The sequence below is a fragment of the Nocardia salmonicida NBRC 13393 genome (assembly GCF_001613085.1).
In the GTDB taxonomy this organism is placed as follows: domain Bacteria; phylum Actinomycetota; class Actinomycetes; order Mycobacteriales; family Mycobacteriaceae; genus Nocardia; species Nocardia salmonicida.
On the sequence record NZ_BDBR01000054.1, the window covers coordinates 19,743 to 37,641 of the forward strand.

The window sequence follows — 17,899 nt, forward strand, 5'->3', positions numbered from 1 at the left end:
CGCCACCACCGAGATCTGCGGCCCTCAGTGGGGGGTGATCTCGACTTCGACGCGGTCCTCGTCGCCGTGGATGTCGCTGTGCCAGGCCTCGACCTTGATGATCTGGTCCAAGCCCATTTCCAGCACGACCATGAAGTCCGATCCAGCGGCCCGCTTCGTCACCATGGCGCTGCGGATCGTCTCGACCAGGCGCGCGTCCTTTGGGTCGGTAGAACCACGCTTGTCAGGGCGATCCTCGTACAACTCCAGGTTCCAGCTAGATACCTCGTTGTTCCAGATGTAGCTCCCCGGTTCGCTCCGGAAGGCCAGTCGGTCCCCTGCATTGACCAGATAGTGGAGGTAATGCAGGTCGCGACTAGGTGAATAGCAGCCGATGGCGTACCCGCGCGAGGTTATGGATCTCACGTCGAGCTGGAGCAGCCGGGTCACCATAGCCCGCTCGAAGCCCATGCGAGTTTTGAAATCCCGGATCTGCGTCTGCACGTCGGCCGCGTCCCAATCAACCTCGGCCATCGTCTTCAGACCGAGGTTGGCCAGCAGTTCCTTCTGCAGCAATAGTTTCTGTGCCCAGATAGCGGCGCCCTTGGTGACGGCGAGATCGGGATCGGCGCCGACCTTGAGCTCCTCGAGCCCGAGTTCCTCGAGCACCCGGTTGCGGATGGACGGCGTCCGGGTCATCCCGCCGACGAACAGCACCTTCGTCGGCACCGCCCCTTCGGTTTTCGCGTTGTCGCGGGCGCGCTCGGCGATCCGGATGCACCCGTCGATCAGCTTCTCGACCAGAGACTCCATCTCCTGGCGGCGCAGTTCCACATTCATCGACAGGCCCGCGGATTCGCCACTGCCCCACACCGGGATGTTGGAGCGTTCGGTATAGCTGAGGCTTTCCCTGCTGTTCTCCACGAACTGCATGAGCCGGGCTCGGGCACTGATCTCGGCGGTCGGAAGATCCGCGTCGGGGAACTGCTCCTGGAACTTCGCCGCGAGGGCCAGAGCGATGGTTGAATCAAAATCGCGGCCGCCCAGCAGCAGGTCGCCGTCGATCGAGGCCACCGTCACACTGTTGTCCGACACCTCGACGACCACCGTGTCGAAGGTTCCACCGCCGAGGTCGAACACCAGCACCGAAGCGTCGTCGAGGCTCACGCCCGGCTGGAACAGGTGCGACAGTATCGCCGCGGTCGGTTCGTTGATGATGTCGAGCACGGTGAGGTCGGCTTGTTCGGCGGCGGCCCTGGTCCGCCTGCGTTCCGGCTCACCGAAATACGCGGGCACGGTGACCACCACGTCACGCACGTTCAGACCGGTCATCGACGCCGCCGATTCCGCAACATGCTTCAGCAGCAGCGCTGACAGATCCTGTGGGGAGAATGCCTTGCCCGGCCGGGCAGGTGGTTTGAATCGCCAGTCCGCGTTGGACATCTCGCGTTTGAACAACTGCACGCAGTCCTGGGCCAGGTGACCCTGATTCTTCGCCGCCGTCCCCACGATGTGGGTGTCCTTCTCAAACAACACCACCGACGGCGTCATCGGGCCGTCGGACAGGGGGATGACCTGCGCGTTGCCGTACCACCCCCGCTCGGGGAGGTCCGGCGCGACCATGCCGATTGAGGTCCGGGTGGTGCCGAGATCGATACCGAAGCCGACGTTCATCGCAGCTCTCCGGTTTCCGCGCGGTACGGCAGGGCGGGTCCCGCGGGGGCCGCGCCGCTGTCATAGCCGTAGCCGGGCCCGGACTCGTAGCGCGCCGGGATTTCCTCCGCCGGCACGTGTCCCGCGCCGAGGCGGCGACCGGTGAACGGCACCTCGTGCTCGGCGCCGTCGTGCGGCGGGGTGAGCGTCCGGTCGCTGTGCTCGAGCGGTGCCGGCGCGGGCGGTGCCGGCGCGACGAATCGGTACAGCCGGACCTTGGGCACCCTCACGATTCGCGTGCCGTCGGCGAACTGCCAGCCGCCCTCGACGACCTCGGCCACCTGGTGGGCGAGGCTTTCCTCCGATGTGGGCACGGTCGTATCGTCGGAGCGCATCCGCTGTGCATCGAAGGGCGTGCCGGTCGCCGCGGTCAGTGGCACCACCCCGGCGTGGGCCAGCAGCTGTTCGATATTGCCGCGCTGACCGGCCACCACTGCCGCGTGCGGACCTCCGGCCGCCACGATGATGCCCAGCTGGTCGTGCGTCGCGATCAGCACCGGATAGGCCTGGGTCGACGTGCCGGAGGTCTGTTTCGCCTCCAGTACCCGGACGAGCAGGGCTTTCTGCTGGGCCAGCCCGCCCTCGAGGTCGGCGATCCGTTCCAGCAGTTCGCGATTGGTCTTCTCGTACTGCCGGAAGTACCCAGCGATTGCGGTGGACAGACTGTTCAGCTCCTGTCTTCCTACCTGAACCTGGACGCCCAGATTGTGTAGGTAGCGCTCGAGGTCGGTCCTCTGCTTCTCGCCGAACAGACGCAACAGTTGCTTGACGTTGTCCATGAGTCCCTCCGCGGCCTGATCCATCTCCTGCGTGTTGTCCACGAGTCGCCTTTCCTCCACGGCACCTGCGTGCCGCCCTGTTCGAATCGTCATCGGGTGGCCTCGCCGTGCGCCCGGAGCCAGTGCAGCGGGCGCGCGTCGGAGCGGTAGTCGTCGGCGTCGACCTCGATCGTCGCGCCGTGTTCGGATCGGATACGGAATCGCCCACCGCCCAGGTCGGTGACCACGCACCCGTCCCTGACGTCACAGACCCGTGCCTGCGGGGTCTCCGCGACCGGATCCGGCACGTCCTGCTCGGGCTGTTTCCGGGGTTTCGCCGCCGGTGACGCGGGGGCCGGTGGTTGCGCGGGCGGTTGTTCGGCTGGCGCGGAGTCGTCGCTCGGCCCGATCCAGTTATTCACCGGGACGAAGGTCGGCTCCGAGCCGGCGGGCACCCCCTTGACCACCAGGTCCAGCGAGCGGTGATCGTCGTTGAACCCGCGTATCAGGGCAACCAACTGGTCACCGCGGCTCACCAGCTGGGGCAGCTGCGCCGAATCCTGGGTGAAGTCCCTGCGCGGAATGGAGCCCTGTATCCCCGCTCCGAGCACGGCGAACACCCGATGCTCGGTGACGTTGCGGACCGTGCATGCGACCAGATCACCGCGTTTGCAGGCCGCCTTCGCGTACTCGTAGGGCTCCGGAGTCAGTTCCTTGCGCGACAGTTCGACCGTTCGCTTCTCCCGGTCGATCCCGACCACCCGTACCGCGATCCGTTCGCCGATCGTCAGCACCGAGGCGGGACTGTCGATCCAGAATCGGGCGATGTTCCCGGTGGCCAACCGGCCGTGCAGGGAGGTGCCGATACTGATGAGCGCCCCGAATCGCTCGAAGCGGTCGACGACTCCGGTCAGCTCCGAACCTTCCTGGTAGCTCTCCACGAACCTGTCGAATTGCTGCACCTGCTCACCTCCGTTGTGGTCGTCCAGCCGCTGCGGGATCAGGACCTCTCGTTCGCTGGTGTCGGTGCTCGGGAGCAAACCGGTCGACCAGACGGGTTGCCTGTGGTGGGTGCGCGCCCAGAATGTCCACACCTCGTTGAGCCAATCAGCCGAGTCGTCGAGCGCGGCGAGCGCGGTGGCGCACGCGCGGCTGACCGCGGACCCGGCGAGCGCGGTGACCTTTGCTCCGCCCGGCAACGCGGTCGCGGCGCGATCACCACTGTCGACGAGTCGTATTGTTCCGGCGGCGCAGATCTTCTCGACCGCCGATCGCGGTTTGCCCGCGACGTCGAGTTGCACCCGACCGGCACTGCCCAGTTCCATCAGCACCGGCGTGCCCGGTGCGGGCACACCACCCCGGCCGACTGGCAATTCCACGACCGGATATCCGAAGACGTGCTGGACGCCGCTGCGGGAGTCCTGGTGCAGCAGCCGGATCTGGAAGCGCCCTCGGCCGTTCGGGCGCGAGTGCACCACACCCGGCAGCAGCCGGGCCGTCCGCGCACCGCCCGGGGCGCGATCGTCGCCGACCTGCGTCGTGATGCTCAGCGCCGTGTCGACGTGTCTGCGGAGCACCTCGAGCAGGGTGATGGTGAAGCAGCCCGCCGATCTCGCGGCGATGACCGTCGCGGTGAACACCGCCCCGAGCTTGAGCTGGGCCAGTTGCGCGGTGTGCTCCCGGTCCAGCGACACCGCGACCTGGCCGAAGTCCTCCTGCCGCTCGTGTCCGCGTTCGGCTTCGCGCAGTACGAACCGGCCCGGCCGGTCGACCCGGTAGAACAGCCGGACCGGCCCCTGATGGTCGGCTGTCGTCGGGCCGACCCGGACGATCGCGACATCCCCACTGGCGGTACCGGGTTGGGCGGCCGGGTCGCCGACATAGGTGCTCGGACGCCAGTCGAGCTCGATGAGCACTTCCCAGTGCCCGTCACGGTATTCGTAGCCGACGACTTCGTACCATCCGGTCGGGGCGGGATGCTCGCCGACGATCCGCAGGGCCGGTTCGAGCTCCCGGTTCGCTGCCAACCGCCGTGTCCACTGGGCGAAGAGTTCCCCGCCGTCGTCACCACGATCCGGTCCGGCAGGTTGCCCCGGGTCATCGCAGTCGGTGTCGCGGCCCGACCGGCACGCGTCACAGGCACCGCATACGGCGTCGACGCGTGAATCGATCCGCCGGAACTCGGCGGCCTGCTCGGATTCCTCGTCACCTCGGTATCCCGGCCGGATCGACCCCAGTTCGCCGGTGGCATCGACGTCGGACCCTGTGCCGTCGAACCGACCGCGCAGCCGGGCCAGACGCCCGCCTTCCGGCTTCGGTTCCCGGGCGAAAGGGGCGATGACGTCGCCGATGTCGGCGCTGCTCACCACCGCGTGCCGCCCACCGGAAACGAGTTTCATCCGCTGTCCCACCGGGAACAACGCCAGGATCTCCAGCGCGACATCGCGCGCCGGATCGGCCCGGCATCGGCGTGCGGCCTCGGTCAGCAAGGTCATCGCCGACACCGCGCCACCGGTCTCCGCGATCCCTGCCCCTTCACCCCGCGGCAGGGTCACCTCGACAATGCCCGATACCACGCTCGGACCACCGGATCGTCCGCCCTTGCGGCACAACGGAATGAACTCCTCTACCGCGCGCCCGGCCAGCACACGGTCGTCCAGCACGACATTGTCGCCGTCTGCCGCCGCGCCGACGCGCACGTAATTCTGTTCCACCCGGCGGTACCGGTAGCCCTTGAACCCGAGCGAGATACACAGCCGCGCGCGATCCAGCAGGGCGGGCTCGACGAAGCGCTTGGTCGCCTCCTTCATCGCAGGCGACAGCATCCCGATGATGTCCTGACGGGTACTCGCGGCGGCCGCCAGGAGCTCGGCCCCGACATACCACTGACTGCACCACCGCTGCCGCTTCGCCGAGTCCTGCCAGGGCACGGTGTCCGGATCGGCGCGCTCCCAGGCGGCCATGATCAGCAGCGCCAGATGAGCTTCGTCCGTGGCGAATCCGGCCAGTCCTCGATGCCGCAGCGCGGCGTCGAGGCGGTACTCGTCGGCCCAAGAACACGAGTCTTCGAGCACCGAATCGGCGAATTCGGTGAGCAGTGGCTTGTTGTCCCTGTTCTCCAGCAGGCACAGGATAGCTGCGACCTCCGGCACACAGGCGAGCCGGTCGGCGTACATGATCGACAGGGCCCGACCGACCGAACCGTCGCCCTGGAATCTGTGCAGTTCGCGGCCGAGCGTGGTCGGATGTCCGTCGGCGTCGACCGCGCCGCTATCCTTCAGCGCCCGGTCGGCGCGACTCAGCTCGGTGCGGAAGACCTCCATCGACCGCCGTACCGAATCCGTAGGCACCGCCCCGACCGGCTCGAAGGCCGCGGGCCAGGGGAACTCCGTGACATCATCAATTCCGCCGAGCCGGGTGGTGAGGACCAGCGACTCCAGATTCTCCCGGGTCGAGCCGGGCGGAGTGTCCTCGTCGAGCCCGGCGTACTGCTCCTTGGTGTAGAGCGGGAACACCCAGCCGGGGGACGTACGGCCGACCCGCCCCCACCGCTGCCGGATACCGGATCGGCTGTGCGGGCGCGCCCGGATGTCCTTCTGCACCAAGGCCGGGTCCCATTCGGCCTGGGTGATGAGACCGCTGTCGACCACGAATCGGACGCCCTCGACCGTCAGCGAGGTCTCGGCCAGGTTCGTGGAGACGACCACCTTGCGCCGATCGCCCTTCCGGCGCGGCTCCAGCGCGGCCTTCTTCTCGGCGGGCGTGGTCGACGCCTTCAGCGCGTAGACATCGATATCCGCACCGAGCCGACGCCGCAGCTCCTCGCAGGCGGTGTCGATCGTCTTGTAGGTGGGCAGGAAACCGAGCACATCCCCGTGGATCCCTTCCCGGTCGAGCCCCTGCACGAGACTGACGACAAAATCGGTGAGCACGGACGGCATCTGCCTGCTCCAAGTGTTCACCGGTATCGCACCGGTGAATCGCAGGTCCTGCAATATCCTGGTCGTAGCGTGCAGGTCCTCGACCCAGCCCACCTCGCCGGGATCGACGACATCGCCGGGACCGAGCGGCGGCGCGTACCTGAACTTCCAGTGCCGGGCGGCGAATCCGACCTGGTCGCGCGAACCGTGTTGCAGCAGTGGCAGTTCCGCGGCTTCGGGCCAGTCGGCGGCGACGGGGTCGTCGAGATCGGCGAACAGCGGCATGCCGTAGCCGACGGTCTTCACCGGGTCGACGGTCTTCACTGCCGCCACGTCGGGACCACCGAAGTACTCCTGATAGAATCCCGCGTCGAAGGTGGCCGAGGTGATGATCACCCGCAGGTGCGGGTAGTTGTGCAGATTCCGCCGCAGATATCCGATGATGAAGTCGATATTGGTGCTGCGTTCGTGCGCCTCGTCGACGATTACCGTGCCGATCCGGCTGAGTCTGCCCTCGCGCAGCCAGTTGATCATGGTGCCGTCCGTGACGTAGATCAGCTGGCACGCCTCGTTGTGGTTGCGGTCGCCCCTCACTTGGTAGCCGACCGGGAACCCGGCCCCGACTCCCCTGGCGCCGGACAGCTGGGTACCGACGAAGGTCGCCACGCCGGTCGCGGCCTGCACGCGCGGCTCGGTCACCACGATCGGACCGAGTGAGGCGAGGTCGAACATCCCGTCGCGCGGTGGCTCGATCCCGAGTCGGGCCAGGTCGGTCCCGATCGGCGGATCCATCAGCCGATACGGCGCGAAGGTCGATTTCCCGGTGCCCGTCCCGGCTTTCAGCACCACCACCTGTTTGTGCCGCAGAAGTTCGAGGATTTCCACGATGTGCGCATCGGTCATCCCGAATTCGAAGGCGGCGAGATCGGCGCCCCCGGGCCGTGCTTCGTGCAGGGCGGGCAGCGCGCCCAGCCCGCCGAGCGGTCCGCGCGGGTCGGCCGCGTCGCGCACCGAGCCCAGGGTGCGGATCGCGATGTGCGCGACGGCGATGCCCTGGATATTGCTCCGATGGCTGCGCCGGTGGTCTTCGCATCGGTCCGACCGGGACTCGCCGCGGTCGATGCGGCCCAGCGCCCACTGTTCGTTGTAGACGAAACGTTCTGTGCGCTCGGTGAGTTCGCCTTCGAGCTCCCCGGTAGACTCGCCCGCCTCGCGGGCGGCACCGATGCGGGTTTCGAGCTCGCGCAGCTCGCGACGGCAGTCCTTGCAGGCGACCGCGCGCATCAGCGAGCGCGCCGCCCCGCGCACCGGGGCCGGGATCTGTTCCTCGACGTTCACGCGTACCACCCCGTTCCGTACCGGTATTCGCCCGCCGTGCCGGACTGCGCCGGGTGGCGCCGGAAGTACACCGGTGTCACTGCGAGGCTGCCCGGGCAGGCGATCTGGTGTTCGGCCACCGCTCGGTAGAAGCCGACGACCGCGGGCTCGAGCCCGGTCTGGAAGAGCTCGATGTGCACGCGCCGTCGTCCCCTGTCGGTCAGCTCGTCGAGCTGGTCGCGACTGGTGGCATAGACGTAGTCGTCGGTCTCGGCGGCCGCGCGCGGCATCGAGACCTCGACATTGCGCAGCCAGGCCCCGTCCACGATCGCGTCCATCTCGGCATGCCGGATCGAGAGCAGTGCCAGCCGCAGCTCGAGGTCATTGTGTTCGGGCCGCTGCGCCGCCATCCGCCCGGCCCGGAACGGAAACCCTTGCCGCGCACGGGATCCGTCGCGGTACGCCACCGGCACCTCCACGCGCGCGCCGTCGAGTCCGACGTGTTTGCGCAGGACTTCGGTGATCGTCGCATTGTGGATCCCGCTCGGCGAGATCGCGGTCGGCGACAGCCCGCCCGCGCATTCGAGGGCGGTCCGCACCTGCGCTTCGAACCGCTGTTCCACCGCCCGCCGCCCCTTGGCCCCGTCGGGTGATCGCCAGGCCACGGCCGGTGCCGCGACCACGCCGGTGCCGGACAGTCGTGGCGTCGCTCCCCCTTCCAGCGGCAACCGGACGGTGAACAGCATCCGGTCGGCACTGCCCGGGACCGGCGCGCGGACCGCACCGACATGGTCCGGCCTATGCACGCGCACCTCGGCGCCGCGCCAGATCTCCTGGAAGACCCAAGTTTCCAGCTGCGTCGACAGCGCTTCGTAGCGCACGACATCGTGCCGGTCACCCGGTGCGGCCTTGCGTGCCCGGGCGGCCGCCGATTCGATATCGGCGACGAGGGTGCGCCGCGCGGCATCGAGTGTCAACACGACCGAGAACACCGTTTCCACTGTCACGCCCGCGCGGTCCGTCCTGCGAGAAGTTTCGATTCCACCGCTTTGTCCAGTTCTTCGAGGCGATCGGGGCAGGTCATGACGAGGACGTCGGGTGGGATCGGCGGCAGTTCGACACCGGTCGGCACCACCAGCACTGTCCGGTTCTTCTCGGCCTCGACGGCTAGTCGCGCCAGGGTGGCTGCGGTGACGAAGGTCCGGGCGTACACCGTCAATTCCGCACTCGCGGTGATCGTTTCCTCGGTCCAGGGCAGCGGATTCCCGGCGGTGAGCCCGCTGAACCGCACCGCCCCCCACTCCGGGTCGACCTGCCAGTCGACACCGACCACCAGGTCCTCCACCACTCGCGCCGACCCGTCCGCGGCGGCGGAATCGGTCGAATTCAACCGCCGGAACAGCATTCCCAGCATGATCGCCACCCGGCACACCTCGGCCTCGGCCTGCCGGGCGTCGCGGTCGCGCCAGTCGGCACCACCGGTCAGAATCGAGGAGGTCTGGCTCGACGTGGCCAGCAGATAGTCGAGCTCGATCGCCCGCCACACATCCGCCAGCAGCGCGTAGCAGAAGCGTTCCGGCGTCGCGACACCCGCCGCGACCGCCGCGTCGACGCGGCGGCGCAGATCCGGCGGCATCGGCGTGACCGCCCGGAACAGCAGGCGGGCCTCGGCCGGACTGATCGCGGCCGGATCCTCGGCGCCCACCTCGAATCCGGCCGCGCGCGCGAACCGCCGCAGAGCCGCCGGAACCCGCATCTCCGGGTGGCCGCGGTAGTCGGCCTCGATGGTCAGCGGGTTGCCCGACCGGGTGACCCCGGCCGCGGTGAGTCTGGCGGGCCGATCGAAGCGGATCTCCATGGTGCCGCCGCTGTGGTAGGCGTCGCACAGCATCAGCGCGGCCAGCGCGCGGTTTCCCTCGTGGGTCGCCACATGGGCCACCTCGCAGGTCTGCCAGGCGAGCACGCTCATGCCGTCGATTCCGGAATCTTGGGCGAACGCCGCCAGACCCACGATCACGTTCTGGCAGGCCACCCGCACCGGACGGACGACGAAGTCGCGCGGCCGTTTCGACCTGCCCAGGTACGCCACGTCGTAGGCGGGGCCGATCTCGTCCAGCATGCGCGTCAAGCCCTGCTGTCGGGCCGCCAGTTCCGCCACCACCGAGGCCACGTACGCGCCCGCCGCGGTGTCGAGCAGCTCCGCCTGGTGTTGCGGGCGGTCCAGACCGATGTGCCACCGCACGACCGCGCCGGCGCCCGGCAGGTCGGGACGGTCCGCCGGTGCCGCCACCACGCACGCGAACGACTCGTCGTCGACCGGCAGCAGCGGAAACAGGTTGTCGGGCAACGGCCATGCCGTCGCCGCCGCCGTGTTTTGTGCCCATTCCACACTCGTCGGTGACGTGGGATCCGGACCCGGCCGATACGCCAGGTCCGGGAGCTCGGCCACCGCCAGCGCACACGCAGCAGACAAACCTGATGGCACGATCAAGCCTCGTTGCTGAAAGTAACGGTCGATGTCAGGAGCCTCGGGACCCTCATCCACCCCGAATTCCTTTCTCGCTGAAGAGATATCAAAACTGTAGCTGTGAGTATGCCGACTGTCACGAGATCGCAATATGTCAGATCATTGACATCTCGCCGACGATCCGATTCTCGACGCCGCCGCGCGGGGCATACTGGGACGCGGGGCTGAACGGGAGGTAACACCATGGCCTGTGGCAACACCGATGTATCGCGCGCCGGGCTGGCCAGCGCGCCGACGAGTCCGTCGCACCCGGCGCCGGTGGTGACCGGTGCGCCGGCGCCGAGTGTGGTCGCCGGGCTGGCCGCGACCGCCCTTCGCGAGACCGCGCAGATGCTGGCCAGATTCACCCAGCCCGACCACATTCTGGGTGGTGAGATCAAACAGAGAACGAAGAGGAACGGCGAACCGGTGATCCGCGACGGCCACCCGATCTGGACCCTGGGCGGCATGCACTACCTGCCGTCGTCTCGCCTCGCCGTCAACCGGGTCCTCACCTTCACCAAGGACGACAGCAAGACAGAGGCGGTCTATCTCGAAGTCGTTACCCCCGACGGCGTCACCCACAAGTCCGGGACGGAAGAAGACGGCATCCGCCACACCACGTTCGACCCGGAGCTGACCGCCCTCGAAGTACTCGTGGACATTGTCTCCGCGTTCGACAACGCGACGATCGGGCCTCCTGGCAGGTATGGAAACTCCCAGTGGACCGGCAAGGCCGCGTCCGGAATCACCATCGAGGGCTACTGCACCCCCGACGGGCGAATTGTGACCGCCTACCCCGAGTGGGACGACACCACCACGCTGCATATCCCGCACGAGCCCTGACGATTTCAGCACGCCGCCACGCGGGCGCCCGTTGCTACAATCGGCCGGGTGCAAGCTGGCGAATTCGAGGAAGTCAAGACCGCCGAGTCTGTTTTCGGTGAGCTGAAATTACTCAAGCGCGGCCACGGCCTCCATGCCGCCGATATCGCCGTCCGCATGGGCCCGGCCCTCCGCGCGGTATGCGGTGTGGCGGAGTCGGATTCCCCGGGCGACGCACGCCGGAAACTGGTGCGCCGCCTCAGCGAAGAATGCGCGCTGCTACCCGAGACGCTGCGCGACGCCGCCCGCACCGCGCTCGCCGTCGAGACCGCAGACCGCGCCACCCCGCACGCCTTCCTCAACCAGCGCGTCCAGGACCTCGCGACCCGCATCGATCGCGAGCCACGCACCGCACTGCGGCGGATCGACCACGCCTTCCGGATACTCGCCGAATCCCTCGCACACACCGAGACGGTCCGACCGGCTACCGGATACCGCTGGCACACCGAGCGATTGAGTACCGAACTCAAGCTGGATCACGAGCCGCCCCGACTCATAGAGAACAGGCGGATCGTCGCCACGGTGCCCGCGCTCGACGAGATCGTCATCCCGTACAGCGCACCACGAGACGACGCGGACGAAACGCTCACCGCGATGGTTCGGCGCGGTGGCGAGATCGTCGACCGTCACCGGATCTCCCGCTCGCACGTCCAATTCAGGATCCGCCTGGCGCGGACACTGACCGAAGGCGACCGCCACGACCTCACCACCGAGGTCGAGCTGTACCGCCGCGAACAACTGGGCACCTACTGCGTGATCACCCCCTGGCGCCCCTGCCACGCCTTCCGGATCCGGATCGCCTTCGGAAATTTCCCTGTGCCACAGTCGGTCTGGCGCATCGACGGGATACCACCGGTCGCTCTGCGTGACAACGAATCCAGCGGTGAGCTGCTGCGGCCCGGCCCCGCCGGGACCGTCGACGCCGAGTTCGTCGCGCTGCGGCCGTCGATGAGCTACGGAATCGGATGGGCCCTCTGAGCACAGCGCAGGCCACCGGCGAGCTCCTGACCCGGATTCTCAGCGAAACACCGGCCTACCGGCGACAGTGGGCCACCGCGGGTAAACGCCTCCGCTCGCACAGTCCGGCACCGGCCGCGGTGTCGCGGGTGATCGCCCACTATCTGTGGAACGCGGGCGAATTCCCCGACACCGATATCGACCTGCCCCGCAAACTCCGCGACCGGATCCGACGTGCCCTGTCCGGCAGTGCACTGACCGGGCAGACGCTCGAATGGTTCATCGGCGCCTTCGAAATGACCGAGGACCACGCGCAGAAGCTCTGGTCGGTCTACTCGGGTGAGGAAGCCTCCTCACGGCAGAGTATTTCCGATATCGTCCCAGTTCAGCGTCCTATGGCCCGGCCGCAATGGCATCGCACGATGACGCTGTTCGAGCGATATACCTTCGCCGCCGATGGTTCCTATCGGCTCCGGCACACGCTGCAGGTGATCCAGGCGCTCGAAGATCACGTCGACTTTTATCTTTTCAACCACGAACCGTATGCCGACCGCATCCAGGTCATGCACGGCGGCGCCGTCGGCCGCCATCACGACTACGGATTCGGGCTGTCCAGCGACGAGATAACCCTCGGCAGACCGTTGCTCACTGGTCAGCGGATGACCCTCGAATACAAAACCCACTTCACCCCCGGCACGCATTTCCCCCGCGAAGTCCGCCGCGCGGTACGCGCACGGGCCGAAAACCTCGACTTCGCCATCCAATTCCCGCGTCGGCGGCGACCACCCGCGATCTGGTTCTGCGCCTGGCCCGATCACCTCGAGGGCGAACCCGTCCACGAGGAGCCGCTCGACATCGTCGACGGCGCCGCACATCGGTTCCTCCCGTTCGCCCAGCACTGCGTGCTCGGGTTCCGATGGGAATGGGCGCCGGCCAGGTTCTGAGCCCGGCCGCTGTGGCGCAATTGTGGCGCAAGCCGGAGCTGCGCCACAGCCCTGGTCTCCTCGATCCGTCCAACGATTCGCACCGGCGGGTCTCCGGTGGAAGGAGTGGAAACCATGGTCGAAAGCCACAGCGTTCGTGCCAGCGCGACGGCCAAAGTGCTCAGCGCACTCGCGAAACGACTGGTCCGTAAGCGCCGGGAAACCAGCAACTGACCATTTCCGGCACCAATCCGGATTACCATCAATTGCCGCCCCTGATCAGGCGGCGGCGCTGATCTGACAAAGGGGATCGCAATGCTTGCCACATTTATCCATAACGCTGTCACAGAAACGGATTCGTGCACCGCGTCCGAGATCGTTTTCACCACGCTACCGGATCTCGGATTCGACCGGATGACGCGAGGCCAGGTCGAGTTCGTGCTCTGCGCATCAGCATTGACCGCCCAGGTCTAACTATCCGACGATGCTGGTCTTCTGCCAAGTCATCGGCAGGAGACCAGCGCTCCGACAGCAAACGAGGCACCCATGACGATTTCTGATTCACCCACGACCAAGTTCATCGTCGAAGACGTGCTGGGTAGCCGGGAATTGACTCTCGATTCCTTGACCATCGGTCAAGCGCTGGCAGCACTGCGACTTCCGGAAACGATGTTCCAGCCTTATCTCTTCCATTCCGACCGGGCGGTTCCGATTCCGCTCAGCACCGTTATGTCCGCCATTCCCACCGACGCCGAAAAAGTGGTAATCAGAGCGATTCGCAATACCCTGTACCCGACTGTTGTCCCCGCCTACGGCGACCCCGGGCCGACCCGTTCCGTCGTGGAAGGGGTCGGATTCCGCCAGATCAGGCCCGACTCCGCTGGTCTGGCGCAGGAGCACGTCACCGTGCTCGGCCACACCCAGGCCCGGACCCTCGTCGCCGAGCAGGTCACTGAGTTCACTCAGCAGTACGGCGTCGGCGAACGTGGCTGTGTCTTCGGGGTTTCCGGCGGTGGCGACAGCAACGCCCTGGCCTACGGCCTCGCGTCCGCGATGGATCCCGCCCGTATCGACGCCTTCACCCTGGTATTCGGTGCCGTCTTCTCCGAAGAGGCCGCGGTGCGCGCCGACGTGCTGTGTCACGACCTCGGCATCCCGCACCGGATCCTGCGGGCCGGGGCCATTGCGGATCTGCTCGGAATCACGACCTCGCTCGACGCGCTGTACGCCGACTTCCAGGCCGCGTTCGGCAACGAGGCGCTGCACTTCTTCGGCACCTTCCTAGTCTTGCGCTGCGCCCGAAAGATCGCCGCGCAGAAGGGTTTCACCGATCTGGCGTTCGGATACAACCGCGAAGACCTGCTCGCCGAAGCGTTGTTCATGCTCGTCAACGGCCGACGGCCGCTGCAGATCCCCGTCCGGCCGATCGGCGACCACCGGATCGTGATGCCAGTGTGGAAAGCGCCGAAGCTTCTGCTGGATGCCTGCCATCCACAGTTCAGCCTCGAGAACTACCGCGAGCGTGACCCGTTCACTACCAGGCAGCGCAGCCTCGCATTCTTTCTATCCCATGCGCTCGACGCGGTTTACCCGGCGTTCGGTCTCAGTCTGCTGACCGGAATCACCTCTGCGTTCGACGGAAGCTGGGGCGAACTCACCCATCAGCCTGAGCTGGACGTCTTCGTCACCGAATACGCCTCAGCGGAAACCGTCACCTCCGTACTGACAGCGCTACAGCGGCACTTCGGGTAGGCGAGCATGTCCGAGACGCTCACGCTGGACCGACGCACGCTGACCACCCTCGCCGCCACCACAGCGGACCTCGCCCCAGCCGACCGTGCCGAATTTCTCGGTGCCGCCGCGGACCGGCTCGCCGGTCACGACATCGCCGAATTTACACGCGCTCTCACCACAACGCTCACTGAGCATTCGGTATGCACTGTCACTGGATTCGAGCCGAGGCACCGGCTGCCGGTGACCGCGTTGATCGCTGCGGCACTCGGCGGAGTCAAATCGACATGGATCGGTCCACTCGGCGGTGAGATCACGACGGTCCAGACCAAGGCGGTACTCGACCACAACCTCGAGTGGCACACCGACAGCACCTCGTGGACGGTCCCGAATCGCTGGCAGATCCTCACCCTGCTCACACCCGACAGGCTCGGCCGACCCGCACCTACCGGACTGCTCCGCTGGTCCGACATCATCACGCGGCTTCCGGCCGACGCCGTGCGGCGGTTGTCCACCAGGCAGTACTCGTGGAGAGCCCAGTTCCCGGCGCTCCCGGCGCTGTCGGCCCCTATCCTCGGCACGGCGAACCGATGGCTGATCCCAGCACTCGATCCACACCGGACCTGGGATGCGCCCACCGATCTCGACCTGTACGAGCTCGAAACAACGATCAAGTCGGCACCCGGCGCAGTGCAGGTGGAACTCACCGCATCGCATATTCTGGTGTTCGACAACCACCGGATGCTGCACCGTGGACCGTCATTGAATCCTGACGGTGGCCGAACGCTCGTGCGGGTGAAGGTCGGTGGACATGTCGAACTATAAGGTCGCCCACCACAACCTCGCACTGCCGGACCTATCGATGCGACACCGCACTGGTCTCTTCCACCAAATCAGGTTCGGCATCGCTTCGCCGGCACCGGATGTCACGACCGCGACCTTCGGCGACACCCGCGGTGTCGTGATAGCCAACTATCCCCTGGCGAGACAGATCCTCAACTCCTCGGCCGGGGTAAAGTCCAGACCCGAACAGTCCCAGCACAAGCTCGGCGGGGTCGGAGCCCTCCGCGGCAACGAGGTTCGACCCGCGAAGGCGGACCTCCTCGTCGCGCTGAGGCAGGAAGCAGACGACGTCGATGCCCTACGCCGCAACCTCGAGGCCGCCTTCTCTCGTCACGGTGTCACCGAGCCCGGCACCGGTTCACTGACCGAGGCACTCAGCTCGGCATTGATCGCCCAGCTGCTGGGCGAATCCCTCTGCAAGACAGAATCGTTTGCCCTTCGCACGGCGATTTCAGACACCTGGCAGCACATCGAAAGCGCCGCAACACCGCTGGATACCCAGGACGAACCGACACCCCTCGAGAACCACCTACGGCCCGCGGCCTCGAGCTCGTCGTCACGATTTTTGCGCACGCTCCGAACGCGCGGTTGGACCGACGATCGAATCATCAAGGAACTCAACGGCATGCTCCTCGCCGGATGGGGCAGCACAACCGCGTTGGTCCTCAGCACCTCAGCACTCGGAGCAAGCAAATCAGCAGCCCTGCCAGAGGTACAGGACGAGGTACTGCGGCTGTACCCACCGAGCTTCATGATTGCGCGCCGAGTTATCGAGCAGATCCCCGAAATACCCATCAGCAGAGGCGACATTGTACTGATCAGCCCCTGGCTGATCCATCGCAATACCGCCAGCTGGGACGTCCCCGACGAGTTCCTGCCGACCCGATGGCGCCTCGGCGAGCGATCCCGATCTTGGTTCTTGCCGTTCGGCATCGGAGTACGGCGCTGCCCAGCCGCTCGTTTCGCCCGCACCCAAGCCGTCCAAGCCTGCCAGCTCCTCCAGGATTCACCGGCACCGGCACGAACTGTGGTGACGCTCATTGAAAACCGAAGCCCTGCCCTGGTTGGACAGGACTGGGATTCCAGTGCCAGGCACCCAGCCGCAGGTGGGCCAAGTCAGGTGGAATCCCGGCGAGCAGAGGCGTCTGGTGCTGCTCACCGAGCCGAAAGGGAAGGCTGAGTATCCCGGGCGGCCGGCGATGTCGGATTCGTTGCTGTCGGCGATCAAGTCGAAGTCGGAGTGTGGAGTCGAAGTCGCAGTCGCGATACCCGAGTTGCGGTCTGGAACCTACTTCCCTGACTGTGTGCTCGAGCGACGAAAACCTGCCGACCAGCACTGACCATTGTCATCGCGACCTGTGATGGGTGTCTCGACTCGGTGGATCAGGAAATCATAGAGTCGCTCGGTGTCCCACAGCTTCCAAGTCTCAAATCTCAATCATGGCCGCTGACCTCGACGTCGAGGTTCAAGCGTTTCACCTCCGCCCGCTCGACTAAGGAGGCCCTACCCGATCGTCGCCACGGACGCGTTGGTTTTGAAAGTCCGCGAGAATGGGCGCGTGGGACCGTCCTCGTCGCGACCTGAAGTGATCGGGAGTCTGTGGTGCTCTGTGCGGCCGGCGTCCAGGCTGTAGGGAACAACGTCGAGCATGTTGAACCTGGCGCAGCTGCCGTCGTAGTGGCCTTGCTGTTCGGCGTAGGGCTTGACGTACTCGCGCAGTTTATTCAGTGCAGCCCAAGCTTCAGCAAGGGCGCTCCCTGGATGTCCTCAGCACTTCATGAGAAGCCGAGGGGACCGAAGAGGACCTGAACACCGAGGTCGATTCCGCTGAAGGCCAGAGGCATACCCCTGGTGGAGAACTGTTCGCGGGCGGACTTGCCGCTGGCACTGGAGTCGCCTGAATCGTCAGTCCGGATCTCGCTCGTGTCCTTCGACGCCCGCGACCGTAGTGCGGCCCATTGGTCATCAGTGTTGGTGCAGTTTCGCGGAAGTTCCCGCACGAGGGTCTTTTCAGGAAGCGCGCGACGGACAGGAGTGCAGGTGCGTAACGCGGTAGTTTCTGCTTACTCGGCTCGTCGGCGAACCACCCCGTCAAGATCGACACAGAGACCTCCGACTCCTGCGCGATCCGTTGCAACGGAGGCGATCCGGCGGCACGGTACAGCCCACGCAGCGCGGTGAAAGACAGCTTCCACTGCCCGGTCTCGCTCACCGCGAAAACCTTGAGCTCAATCGAGTCGAATCGAGTCGCGCGACGTTAGAGGCGGGTGAATAGCCCCTTTGACGTGCTCATCGAGGGAACTGTAGCCCTCCAAGCGCACGTCTGGTGGTCGACTTCAGAAGTGTGCACGGCTGGACTTGAGTCA

Annotated in this window: 11 protein-coding genes and 1 pseudogene; 7 read left to right on the forward strand and 5 right to left on the reverse strand. The window is 66.5% G+C overall.

Annotation, left to right across the window (positions count from 1 at the left end):
* Positions 1-24 precede the first annotated feature (24 nt).
* From NS1_RS34860 to NS1_RS34880, 5 genes are read right to left on the reverse strand one after another with little or no spacing between them, the layout of a single operon-like run.
* Positions 25-1,653, reverse strand: coding sequence for an Hsp70 family protein (locus NS1_RS34860; protein ID WP_062991477.1), 1,629 nt, complete (start codon positions 1,651-1,653; stop codon positions 25-27).
* Positions 1,650-2,513, reverse strand: coding sequence for a hypothetical protein (locus NS1_RS34865; protein WP_157125563.1), 864 nt, complete (start codon positions 2,511-2,513; stop codon positions 1,650-1,652). The genes NS1_RS34860 and NS1_RS34865 overlap by 4 nt, the downstream gene beginning before the upstream one ends.
* A 47-nt stretch (positions 2,514-2,560) precedes the next feature.
* Complete coding sequence (locus NS1_RS34870) at positions 2,561-7,708, reverse strand: helicase-related protein (RefSeq protein WP_062991481.1); 5,148 nt, start codon at positions 7,706-7,708, stop codon at positions 2,561-2,563.
* On the reverse strand, positions 7,705-8,694 hold the full coding sequence (locus NS1_RS34875) for a hypothetical protein (RefSeq protein ID WP_157125564.1): 990 nt from the start codon (positions 8,692-8,694) through the stop codon (positions 7,705-7,707). Before NS1_RS34875 ends, NS1_RS34870 begins: the two co-directional genes overlap by 4 nt.
* Positions 8,691-10,232, reverse strand: coding sequence for a hypothetical protein (locus NS1_RS34880; protein ID WP_157125565.1), 1,542 nt, complete (start codon positions 10,230-10,232; stop codon positions 8,691-8,693). Before NS1_RS34880 ends, NS1_RS34875 begins: the two co-directional genes overlap by 4 nt.
* A 165-nt stretch (positions 10,233-10,397) precedes the next feature.
* Here NS1_RS34880 and NS1_RS34885 point away from each other — a divergent pair, with 165 nt between their 5' ends.
* From NS1_RS34885 to NS1_RS42050, 7 genes and pseudogenes are all read left to right on the forward strand, one after another.
* Positions 10,398-11,039, forward strand: coding sequence for an EndoU domain-containing protein (locus tag NS1_RS34885; RefSeq protein ID WP_062991487.1), 642 nt, complete (start codon positions 10,398-10,400; stop codon positions 11,037-11,039).
* A gap of 48 nt (positions 11,040-11,087) precedes the next feature.
* The gene (locus NS1_RS34890) at positions 11,088-12,056 is read left to right on the forward strand and encodes a hypothetical protein (protein ID WP_062991489.1); all 969 of its coding nucleotides are present in this window, start codon (positions 11,088-11,090) and stop codon (positions 12,054-12,056) included.
* Entirely contained in the window at positions 12,044-12,979 is a 936-nt protein-coding gene (locus NS1_RS34895) for a hypothetical protein (RefSeq protein WP_062991491.1), read from the forward strand. Before NS1_RS34890 ends, NS1_RS34895 begins: the two co-directional genes overlap by 13 nt.
* A gap of 525 nt (positions 12,980-13,504) precedes the next feature.
* A complete protein-coding gene (locus NS1_RS34900; protein ID WP_062991493.1) occupies positions 13,505-14,710 on the forward strand; it encodes a tRNA lysidine(34) synthetase in 1,206 nt (401 codons plus the stop codon).
* Positions 14,711-14,716: 6 nt separating this feature from the next.
* The gene (locus NS1_RS34905) at positions 14,717-15,514 is read left to right on the forward strand and encodes a Fe(II)-2OG oxygenase family protein (protein WP_062991495.1); all 798 of its coding nucleotides are present in this window, start codon (positions 14,717-14,719) and stop codon (positions 15,512-15,514) included.
* Positions 15,501-16,712: a cytochrome P450 gene (locus tag NS1_RS34910; RefSeq protein ID WP_062991497.1), complete on the forward strand. Its 1,212-nt coding sequence runs from the start codon at positions 15,501-15,503 to the stop codon at positions 16,710-16,712. Before NS1_RS34905 ends, NS1_RS34910 begins: the two co-directional genes overlap by 14 nt.
* Positions 16,713-16,785: 73 nt before the next feature.
* Positions 16,786-17,094: pseudogene (locus tag NS1_RS42050) on the forward strand (transposase); the annotation flags it as partial.
* Positions 17,095-17,899: the final 805 nt, after the last annotated feature.

Coding starts and splice junctions, on each gene's coding strand:
- NS1_RS34885 (WP_062991487.1), top strand. CDS start 10,398: ATGGCCTGTGGCAACACCGATGTATCGCGCGCCGGGCTGGCCAGCGCG.
- NS1_RS34895 (WP_062991491.1), top strand. CDS start 12,044: ATGGGCCCTCTGAGCACAGCGCAGGCCACCGGCGAGCTCCTGACCCGG.
- NS1_RS34900 (WP_062991493.1), top strand. CDS start 13,505: ATGACGATTTCTGATTCACCCACGACCAAGTTCATCGTCGAAGACGTG.
- NS1_RS34905 (WP_062991495.1), top strand. CDS start 14,717: ATGTCCGAGACGCTCACGCTGGACCGACGCACGCTGACCACCCTCGCC.
- NS1_RS34860 (WP_062991477.1), bottom strand. CDS start 1,653: ATGAACGTCGGCTTCGGTATCGATCTCGGCACCACCCGGACCTCAATC.
- NS1_RS34910 (WP_062991497.1), top strand. CDS start 15,501: ATGTCGAACTATAAGGTCGCCCACCACAACCTCGCACTGCCGGACCTA.